This window comes from Leyella stercorea DSM 18206 (assembly GCF_000235885.1).
Lineage (GTDB): Bacteria > Bacteroidota > Bacteroidia > Bacteroidales > Bacteroidaceae > Prevotella > Prevotella stercorea.
Map to the genome: position 1 here is coordinate 14,598 of NZ_JH379397.1, position 9,811 is coordinate 24,408.

Below are 9,811 nucleotides of genomic sequence, written 5' to 3' on the forward strand. Positions count from 1 at the left end.
AGGCCTAAAAAGGCTTAGTTCGGCTTAAACGCTGCCTAAAAAAGAAGAAAAACGATGAAACTAATACAAACCCAGGAACAAAAGCTGCAGCAGGTGCAGCGTCTGTCGCAACAACAGATGCTGCAGGTACACATGCTCGAGATGCCGCTCACCGAACTCGAAGAGAACGTGAACGCGGAGCTCGACGACAACCCTGCCCTCGTGAAAGCCGACGAAGAAATCTTCGACAACGACAGCACAGACAGCTCCACATACACGCCCTCTGCCGACCACGACAGCAGCGACAGCAGCAGCGACATCGACGACGAGAAGAGCGAGGCTGACGCCTTCGCTGCACATACGGAGCGCGAGGAACGCGAGTCGGCACTGAACAACGCACTCGACCGCATGACGGGCTCCGACGAGGACATGCCGACAGCTGCCTACACCGGAGCATCCGGTGCCGACTCCGCCGACTACGAGGAGATGGTGTACGGCGACACACGCTCGTTCTACGACAAGCTGAAGGAGCAGATGGGCGAGATAGACCTCTCCAAAACCGACGAGCAGATAATGGAATACGTCATCGGCTCGCTCGATAGCGACGGACTACTACGCAAGGACAGCCAGTCGATATGCGACGAGCTGACCATCTACCATGGCATCTACTGCGAGGTGAGCGACATCGACCGCATCATCGGCATACTGCAGACCTTCGACCCGGCAGGCATCGGTGCACACTCGCTGCAGGAGTGTCTGCTGCTACAGATAGAACGCCGCCCCGACGACCAGTTGAAACCGCTTATGAGAGCCGTCATCAGCGAACACTTCGACGAGTTCACGAAGAAACACTTCGACAAGATCGGCTCGCTGCTCGCCATCGATGAGTACACCAACAAGCGCGTCTGCGACGAACTACGCCGACTGAACCCCAAGCCCGGAGCATCGCTCGGCGAGACAGAAGGCAGAAACGTGCAACAGATAACGCCCGACTTCATCGTCGACACCGACGACAACGGCAACATCTCGTTCTATATTAATAATGGTAACATACCCGAGCTGCGCGTCTCGTCGTCGTTCAGCGAACTCATGGAGACCTATCGCAACAACAAGGACACCATGTCGCGACGCGAAAAGGAGGCTCTGCTCTACGCCAAACAGAAGGTGGAACGTGCTATGGGCTACATCGAAGCCATAAAGCAACGCTACCGCACACTCACACTCACCATGCAAGCCATCATCGACTGGCAGCGCAAGTTCTTCCAGGACGGCGACGAGGCTGACCTCAAGCCGATGATTCTGAAGAATATAGCCGACCGTACGGGACTCGACATAAGCACCATATCGCGCGTGAGCAACGTGAAGTACGCACAGACCAACTGGGGCACATTCCCCCTGCGCTTCTTCTTCAACGACGGCTACACCACCGACGACGGCGAAGAGATGTCTACACGCAAGATAAAGCTCGCACTGAAGGACCTCGTGAGCAAAGAGAATAAGACAAAACCACTCAGCGACGACGCCCTCAGAGCGGCACTCGCAAAACTCGGCTACCCTATCGCACGACGCACCGTAGCGAAGTATCGCGAACAGTTGGGCATACCCGTAGCAAGGCTTAGGAAGAATTAAACAATGAAAGAAAAGAACATAATCCTCGTAGCCCGCGTTCTCAGCGCGGTGTTCACCCCGTTCTATCTATCGTTTGTCGGTATGACGGTACTCTTCACGTTCAGCTATCTCAGCCAGATGCCGTGGGGGTACAAGCTCAGTGTGCTCGCAATGGTGTACTTCTTCACCATCCTCATGCCCACCCTGCTCATCAAGCTCTACCGCAACTACCACGGCTGGACACTCATACAGCTCAGCCGTAAGGAGCGCCGCGTAGTGCCCTATCTGCTCTCCATCGTGAGCTACTACGCCTGCTTCTACGTGATGCGCCTGTACAACATACCCCACTTCATGGGCAACATACTCATGGCGGCACTCGTGATACAGATAGTATGCTCGCTCATAAACGTGTGGTGGAAGGTGTCTACACACACCGCAGCCATCGGGGGCGTGGTTGGCGCACTGCTCGCCTTCTCGTTCATCTTCATGTTCAACCCCATCTCGTGGCTATGTCTCACCCTCGTGCTCGCCGGACTCGTCGGCACCAGCCGCATCATACTGCGCCAGCACACCCTCGCACAAGTGACTGCCGGCTTCGGCGTAGGCGTGGTTATCGCCTTTGCTGTGATATTGGGACTGTAGCCCCTCCCAATCCCTCCTTAGACCCCTTTAAGGATAGGCCGAACTAAGCCTTCTTAGGCCTACCTAAGCCAAGGCGTAGAAAGGCTTAGTTAGCAAAGGCTTAAAAAGGCCTAAAGAGGCTTAGTTCGGCTTAGAAAAAGAAAAAGAAAAAAATAATAACAATAAAACAACAATAATATGACTCCATTAGTTAGCATCATCATGGGCAGCACATCCGACCTGCCCGTTATGGAAAAGGCATGCAAGTTCTTGAACGACATGCAGGTACCGTTTGAGGTGAACGCCCTCTCTGCTCATCGCACACCGGACGCAGTAGAAAAATTCGCTAAGGGCGCTAAGGCGCGTGGCGTTAAGGTAATCATCGCAGCAGCAGGCATGGCAGCAGCCCTGCCGGGCGTTATCGCTGCAAGCACCACCCTGCCCGTCATCGGCGTGCCTATCAAGGGTATGCTCGACGGACTCGATGCCATGCTCTCCATCATACAGATGCCCCCGGGAATCCCCGTTGCAACAGTAGGCGTGAACGGAGCCATGAACGCTGCCATCCTCGCTTGCGAGATGATTGCGCTCTGCGACGACAGCATCGCCGAGAAGATGGCACAGTACAAGGCTGGCTTGGGCGAGAAGATAGAAAAGGCGAACAAGGAGCTCGCCGAGGTAAAGTACGACTTTAAGTGTTGAGGTGGTGAGAATTCCATGTTGAGGTGGTGATGTGGTGAGATGGTGACAATAGTACATCTCTCAACATCTCAACATCTCAACATCTCTCAACACCTCAACATCTCAACATCACAACATCACAAACCATGATTGATCTCTTCAACTACCGCCGCCGCTCCACCTCACCCGTGCAAGTAGGCGACATACAGATAGGTGGCGATGCCCCTATACGCGTGCAGTCGATGACCACCACCAACACCAACGACACGGAGGCGTGTGTGGCGCAGGCTGAGCGCATCATCAAAGCAGGCGGCGAACTCGTCAGACTCACTACGCAGGGTCGCAGAGAGGCTGAGAACCTGCAGAACATCAACGCACAACTGCGTGCCGACGGCTATCAGACACCGCTCGTAGCCGACGTTCACTTCAACGCCAACGTGGCTGACGTGGCTGCGCTGTACGCCGAGAAGGTGCGCGTGAACCCCGGCAACTACGTCGACCCGGCACGTGTGTTCAAGAAGATTGAGTACACCGATGCCGAGTATGCCGACGAGCTGAAGAAGCTGGAGGACCGCTTCGTGCCCTTCCTCAACATCTGCCGCGAACACCACACCGCGGTGCGCATCGGCGTGAACCACGGTTCGCTCTCCGACCGCATCATGTCGCGCTACGGCGACACGCCGGAAGGCATCGTCGAGAGCTGCATGGAGTTTCTGCGCATCTGCAAGAAGGAGCAGTTCGACAACGTAGTGATAAGCATCAAGGCATCGAACACCGTCATCATGGTGCGCACCGTGCGCCTGCTCATCAGCGAGATGGACCAGGCAGACATGCACTATCCGCTGCACCTCGGCGTGACCGAGGCAGGCGAGGGCGAGGACGGACGCATCAAGAGTGCGGTGGGCATCGGCGCACTGCTTGCCGACGGCATCGGCGACACCATTCGCGTGAGTCTGAGCGAGGAGCCGGAGGCGGAGATACCCGTCGCACGCCACCTCGTCGACTATATCACGAAGCGCGCCGGACACACCCTCGTGCCAGGAACCGAGGCGAAGGACTTCTCGTGGGTGCGCCCTGAGCGCCGCCCTACACGCGCTGCAGGCGGCATCGGCGGCTCGAACACGCCCGTCGTGATAGCTTCTTTCGCACAGAACGACGACGCAGAGAGCGTGGAGTTCAACCCCGATATGACCCCCGACTACATCTATTGCGGTACTAAGCTGCCCAAGAACCGCCGCGAAGGACAGAAATACATCGTCGACTTCAACGCCTACACCGGCGAGCCGAACACCTACCCCATCTTCCCGTACAACGCTACGCCGTTCGTGGGCGGAGTGAAGGCAGAGGTGAAGTTCCTCGTGCTGCAGCTCGGTGCGCCGTCGGAGGAGTACATGGCTTGCCTGAAGGCTCACCCGGAGGTGGTCGTAGTGGCTGTGTCCAACCAGCAGAACCGCCTCGGCGAGCAGCGTGCACTGGCTCACGAACTGTGGTCGAACGGCCTGTTCAACCCCGTTGTGTTCGCCCAGATGTACGGTCATAGCAGCGCGGAGAAGGCAGACCTGCAGCTTGAGGCAGCAGCCGATATGGGTGCGCTGATGATCGACGGCTTGACAGACGGCCTGTGGCTGATGAACAACGGCGACATCGCCGTGCGCGACATCACCGACACCGCGTTCGCCATACTGCAGGCGGCTCGTCTGCGCACCTCGAAGACGGAGTACATCTCCTGCCCGGGTTGCGGCAGAACGCTCTACGACCTGCGCTCCACCATCGCCAAGATAAAGGCGGCTACAGCGCACATGAAGGGTCTGAAGATTGGCATAATGGGCTGCATCGTGAACGGACCGGGCGAGATGGCAGATGCCGACTACGGATATGTAGGTGCCGGACCGGGCAAGATATCGCTCTACAAGCAGAAGATGTGCGTGGAGAAAGCTATACCGGAGAGTGAGGCTGTGGAGCATCTGCTGCGGTTTATCGAAGAGGACAGGAAGAAACACTGACAAGAAAGTGGGTCAAAACAGATGTCTACGTACTACGTTTAGCATCTGCGCCGACCGATGCGGACGTCTGCGCCGACCGATGCGGATGTCTGCACCGACCGATGCGGATGTCTGCGTCGACCGATGCGGATGTCTGCGCCGACCGATGCAGATGGCAGAAATTACATTAATATAAAACAATAGACAATGAGCTTAACAGGCATTGCACGATATGCATTCGCACCCCGACAGCATAAGCTGGAACAACATTTCACCGAACCAGAGGCACTGCAGCACCGTATGTTGCAGCACCTTCTGCACACGGCTGCCAACACCGAGTATGGCAGAAATCATCTTTTCGCTACGACAAAGGGGTACGACGACTTCGTGCGCAACGTGCCGGTGAACACGTACGAGGAACTGAAGGCTGACATCGACCGTATGCGCCACGGCGAGGCTGACGTGCTGTGGCCCGGAAAGGTGAAGTGGTACGCCAAGTCGTCGGGCACTACGAACGACAAGAGCAAGTTCATACCCGTATCGGCTGAAGGACTGAAGAACATCCACTACAAGGGTGGCACCGACGTGGTGGCACTCTACCTGCAGAACAACCCGAAGAGCCGTATGTTCGACGGCAAGGGACTGATCTTAGGCGGTTCGCACGCGCCCAACTACAACGTGGCAGGCTCGCTCGTGGGCGACCTCAGCGCCATTCTCATCGAGAACATCAACCCACTCGTGAACCTCGTGCGTGTGCCTAAAAAGCAGACCGCGCTGCTCAGCGACTTCGAGGTGAAGCGCGACCGCATCGCCCGCGAGTGTCTGAACAAGAACGTGACTAACATCTCGGGCGTGCCCTCGTGGATGCTCAGCGTGCTGGTGCGCGTGCTCGAGCTGTCGGGCAAGGAGCGCCTCGACGAGGTGTGGCCGAACCTTGAGGTGTTCTTCCACGGCGGCATAGCGTTCACACCCTACCGCTCACAGTACGAGCACATCATAAAGAGCGACCGTATGCACTACATGGAGACGTACAACGCCTCGGAGGGCTTCTTCGGCATACAGAACGACCCTGCGGACAAGTCGATGCTACTGATGCTCGACTACGACGTGTTCTACGAGTTCCTGCCGATGGACGAGTTCGACTCGGAGCACCCGAACATCGTGCCGCTTGAGGGCGTGGAGGTAGGCAAGAACTACGCCATGCTCATCAGCACGTCGTGCGGACTGTGGCGCTACATGATTGGCGACACGGTGAAGTTCACATCGGTGCGCCCATACAAGTTCGTCATCACGGGCAGAACGAAGTACTTCATCAACGCCTTCGGCGAGGAACTCATACAGGACAACGCCGAGAAGGGTCTCGCCTATGCCTGCCAGCAGACCGGTGCTGAGGTGAAGGAGTACACGGCTGCTCCGGTGTTCATGGATGCCAACGCCAAGTGCCGCCACCAGTGGCTCATCGAGTTCGCCAAGGAGCCGGAGAACATCAACGAGTTCGCCGACCTGCTCGACCACCAGCTGCAGGCTATCAACTCCGACTACGAGGCGAAGCGTTTCCACGACATCACGCTGCAGCCGTTAGAGATTGTCGTAGCACGCAAAGGACAGTTCGACGACTGGCTGCGCTCGAAGGGCAAGCTCGGCGGACAGCACAAGATACCACGCCTCTCTAACAACCGCAAGACCATTGAGGAGATAATGGGGGTGAAGTGATGTTGTTGTGGTGAGGTGGTGAGATGGTGAGATTTGATGTTGTGATGGTGAGGTGGTGAGATGGTGACATTTGTGTTGCTATCCTCAGGGGGTGCACTTGTCTCAAGTGCACCGATCTTTACCACTTGCCAGAGCAAGAACTACACCGACCAATCTGACATTTGTGTTGCTGAAAAACTAATAAAAAACAAGAAGTTAAGCCAAATGCTGAAACTAAGAAACATATTATATATAATAGGTGTAATCGTGCTGCTCTCGTCGTGCGCCCGCATGGGTCGCCCCGACGGTGGCTGGTACGACGAGACACCGCCGCACGTGATAGCCTCAACGCCTGCCGACCGCAGCACTGACGTGTCAGCGAAGAAGGTGAACATCTACTTCGACGAGTTCATAAAGTTAGAGAACGCGTCGGAGAAGGTGGTCGTGTCGCCTCCGCAGCTCGAGCAGGCAGAGATAAAGGCTACGGGCAAGAAGATAAGCGTGCTGCTGAAGGACTCGCTGAAGCCCAACACCACGTACACCATCGACTTCTCCGATGCCATCAAAGACAACAACGAGGGCAACCCTATGGGCAACTACACCTACAGTTTCTCAACGGGCAACCATATCGACACGCTCGAAGTGGCTGGCACGGTGCTCGCGGCACAGAACCTGGAGCCAGTGAAGGGCATACTCGTGGGCTTGTACGCCGAGTTTGCCGACTCGTGTTTCCAGAAGCAGCCCATGCTGCGCGTGGCGCGTGCCGACTCGCGCGGATACTTCGTCATAAAGGGTGTGGCACCGGGCGCATACCGCATCTACGCCCTCAACGACCAGGATGGCGACTACCGCTTCTCACAGAAGAGCGAGCAGATAGCCTTCTCGCACGACACCATACGCCCATCGTTCTGCGATGCCATGCGCCAGGACACGCTGTGGCTCGACTCGCTGCACATCAAGGACATAAAGCGCACGGGATACACACGTTTCACACCCGACGACCTCGTGCTCAGAGCCTTCGAACACGTGCAGACCGACCGCTTCTTCCTTAAAGCGGAGCGCCAGCAACCCAACAGCTTCTCGCTGTTCTTCAGCTACGGATCGGACCGACTGCCCGAGCTGACACCGCTCAACTTCGACGCTACCGACCAACTGCTCATCGAACCGTCGGCACGACGCGACACCATCACCTACTGGCTGCGCGACACCACGCTCGTAAACCAGGACACGCTGAACGTGGCGATGACCTACCTGATGACCGACACGCTCGGCAATCTCGTGCCACAGACCGACACGCTGCAGATACTCTCCAAGCAACCATACGAGAAACGCCTGAAGGAAGCACAGAAGAGCTTCGAGGAGTGGAAGAAGAAGGAGGAGAAGAAGCGCAAGCGTGGCGAGCCTTACGACTCGATAATGCCACCGAAGGAACTCGAATTCAAGCTGCAACTCGACTCGAAACTCGACCCCGACCGCAACATACGCTTCGAGTTCGACACGCCACTCGCCTCTGCCGACACATCGAAGATACACCTCTACGCCAAGCACGACACGCTGTGGTACGAGGCACCGCTGCGCTTCGAACCTATAAAGACGAAGATGTGGGGCGACAGCATAGCCAACGAGGAGTCGAAACGCATATATACGCTGCGTGCCGAGTGGCGCCCCGACATAGAGTACAGCTTGGAAATCGACTCGCTCGCCTTCACCGATATCTACGGCGTGGCATCAGCCAAGCTGAAGAAAGGTTTCAAGGTGGGTTCGCTCGACGACTACAGTAGCGTGGTGCTGAACATTCAGCAGCTGAAGGGCAAGAACATCTGCGTCGAACTGCTCAGCCGCGAAGACAAGACGGTGAAGAGCGTACAGACCACCAACGGCTATGCCACGTTCTACTACATCAAGCCAGGCACCTACTACGCCCGTCTCTTCGTCGACACCAACAACAACGGCGTGTGGGACACGGGCGACTACAACACCGGCCTGCAACCCGAAGAGGTGTTCTACTATCCGTACAACATAGAATGTAAGGCGAAGTGGGACATGAACCTGAGTTGGGACATCACGGCAAAGCCTCTCGACCAGCAGAAGCCCAACGAGATAAAGAAACAAAAGGGCGAACAGCAACGCAAGATACAGCAGCGCAACATCGAGAGAGCACGCAAACTGGGCGTGGCGTACCCGTTCTGACGAGGGGGTGTTCAAAAGTCAATTAAATAAATTACTGAACTTTCGCAAGTTCAGAGAATTCAGTAGTTAAAGGAGTTAAGAAGTTAAGCCAAATGCTTTTAATGCTGTAAATCAAGCAAAACAACTAATGGCTTAACTCCTTAGCGACCGAAGGGTGCGAGAACTCCTTAACTTCTTAACTACTTTCGCTTGCGAAACTTGAATAAATTACACTAAAATAAACAATAATATGAAAACCAAACACTTCCTCCTCGTCGTAGCCCTGCTATTGGCAGGTCTGCAGACCACAACGGCACAGTGCAAGTACCGCAACACGGCAGTCAACCCAGGCGAGTTCCTCTCATACAACCTCTACTTCAACTGGCAGTTTGTATGGGTGAAGGCAGGCACAGCGTCGATGTCGGTGGTGAAGAGCAACTACAAGGGACAACCAGCCCTACGTATGGCACTCATCACACGCACATCGGAGACACTCGACAAGATGTTCGTCATGCGCGACACCCTACTCTGCTACAACACGCTCGACCTCGAACCGCTCTACTACCGCAAGGGAGCACGCGAGGGCAAACGCTACACCGTAGACGAGGCATTCTACGCGTACCATAACAACCATCAGCACGTAAAGCTGCACCGACAGAAGAACAGCGGCGAACATGTGTGGAAGGAGTTCAACCGCACAGCCTGTGCCTACGACATGATGAGCATCTTCCTGCGCGCACGCTCGTTCAAACCCGAACACTGGAAGAAAGGCAACCGCATCAACATACCCATCACCGACGGTGCGAAGATCATCAACGCCACACTCGAATACAAAGGCAAAACAACCGTCAAGGGCGACAACGGAGTGAAGTATCGCTGTCTGCAACTCTCGTACATAGAGAAGGACGAAAACAAGAATAAAGAAAAAGAGATTGTACGCTTCTATGTCACCGACGACGCTCACCACATACCCGTTCGACTCGATATGTTCCTAAAACTCGGCGTAGCAAAGGCATTCCTGTCGGGCACAAAGGGCGTGAAGTAATCATCAGGGGGTGCAGTTGTCTCAACTGCACCAA

8 protein-coding genes are annotated in these 9,811 nt (G+C 55.8%); all 8 read left to right on the forward strand.

Annotated elements, in window-relative coordinates; genetic code table 11:
- Positions 1-54: 54 nt before the first annotated feature.
- The 8 genes from rpoN to HMPREF0673_RS04045 all read left to right on the forward strand — a co-directional run bounded on the left by rpoN (position 55) and on the right by HMPREF0673_RS04045 (position 9,777).
- Positions 55-1,608, forward strand: coding sequence for an RNA polymerase factor sigma-54 (gene rpoN / locus HMPREF0673_RS04015; RefSeq protein WP_007898387.1), 1,554 nt, complete (start codon positions 55-57; stop codon positions 1,606-1,608).
- A gap of 3 nt (positions 1,609-1,611) precedes the next feature.
- The gene (locus tag HMPREF0673_RS04020; RefSeq protein ID WP_007898389.1) at positions 1,612-2,229 is read left to right on the forward strand and encodes a phosphatase PAP2 family protein; all 618 of its coding nucleotides are present in this window, start codon (positions 1,612-1,614) and stop codon (positions 2,227-2,229) included.
- A 177-nt stretch (positions 2,230-2,406) separates the two neighbouring features.
- Positions 2,407-2,910 (forward strand): 5-(carboxyamino)imidazole ribonucleotide mutase, encoded by a 504-nt coding sequence (gene purE / locus HMPREF0673_RS04025; RefSeq protein WP_007898390.1) that lies wholly within the window; start codon positions 2,407-2,409, stop codon positions 2,908-2,910.
- A gap of 125 nt (positions 2,911-3,035) precedes the next feature.
- On the forward strand, positions 3,036-4,892 hold the full coding sequence (locus HMPREF0673_RS04030; protein ID WP_007898391.1) for a 4-hydroxy-3-methylbut-2-en-1-yl diphosphate synthase: 1,857 nt from the start codon (positions 3,036-3,038) through the stop codon (positions 4,890-4,892).
- A 7-nt stretch (positions 4,893-4,899) separates the two neighbouring features.
- Entirely contained in the window at positions 4,900-5,067 is a 168-nt protein-coding gene (locus tag HMPREF0673_RS14120; protein WP_007898392.1) for a hypothetical protein, read from the forward strand.
- Between the two features lie 11 nt (positions 5,068-5,078).
- Positions 5,079-6,584 carry a GH3 auxin-responsive promoter family protein gene (locus HMPREF0673_RS04035; RefSeq protein ID WP_007898393.1) on the forward strand — a complete coding sequence of 502 codons (1,506 nt, stop codon included), beginning with the start codon at positions 5,079-5,081 and terminating at the stop codon, positions 6,582-6,584.
- 204 nt (positions 6,585-6,788) lie between these two features.
- Positions 6,789-8,753, forward strand: coding sequence for an Ig-like domain-containing domain (locus HMPREF0673_RS04040; protein WP_040596373.1), 1,965 nt, complete (start codon positions 6,789-6,791; stop codon positions 8,751-8,753).
- A 229-nt stretch (positions 8,754-8,982) separates the two neighbouring features.
- Complete coding sequence (locus tag HMPREF0673_RS04045; protein WP_007898396.1) at positions 8,983-9,777, forward strand: DUF3108 domain-containing protein; 795 nt, start codon at positions 8,983-8,985, stop codon at positions 9,775-9,777.
- Positions 9,778-9,811 lie beyond the last annotated feature (34 nt).

What these genes read in the sequence shown, in the direction of transcription:
- purE (WP_007898390.1), top strand. Translation starts at nt 2,407, where the DNA reads ATGACTCCATTAGTTAGCATCATCATGGGCAGCACATCCGACCTGCCC.
- HMPREF0673_RS04040 (WP_040596373.1), top strand. Translation starts at nt 6,789, where the DNA reads ATGCTGAAACTAAGAAACATATTATATATAATAGGTGTAATCGTGCTG.
- HMPREF0673_RS04020 (WP_007898389.1), top strand. Translation starts at nt 1,612, where the DNA reads ATGAAAGAAAAGAACATAATCCTCGTAGCCCGCGTTCTCAGCGCGGTG.
- HMPREF0673_RS04045 (WP_007898396.1), top strand. Translation starts at nt 8,983, where the DNA reads ATGAAAACCAAACACTTCCTCCTCGTCGTAGCCCTGCTATTGGCAGGT.
- rpoN (WP_007898387.1), top strand. Translation starts at nt 55, where the DNA reads ATGAAACTAATACAAACCCAGGAACAAAAGCTGCAGCAGGTGCAGCGT.
- HMPREF0673_RS04030 (WP_007898391.1), top strand. Translation starts at nt 3,036, where the DNA reads ATGATTGATCTCTTCAACTACCGCCGCCGCTCCACCTCACCCGTGCAA.
- HMPREF0673_RS04035 (WP_007898393.1), top strand. Translation starts at nt 5,079, where the DNA reads ATGAGCTTAACAGGCATTGCACGATATGCATTCGCACCCCGACAGCAT.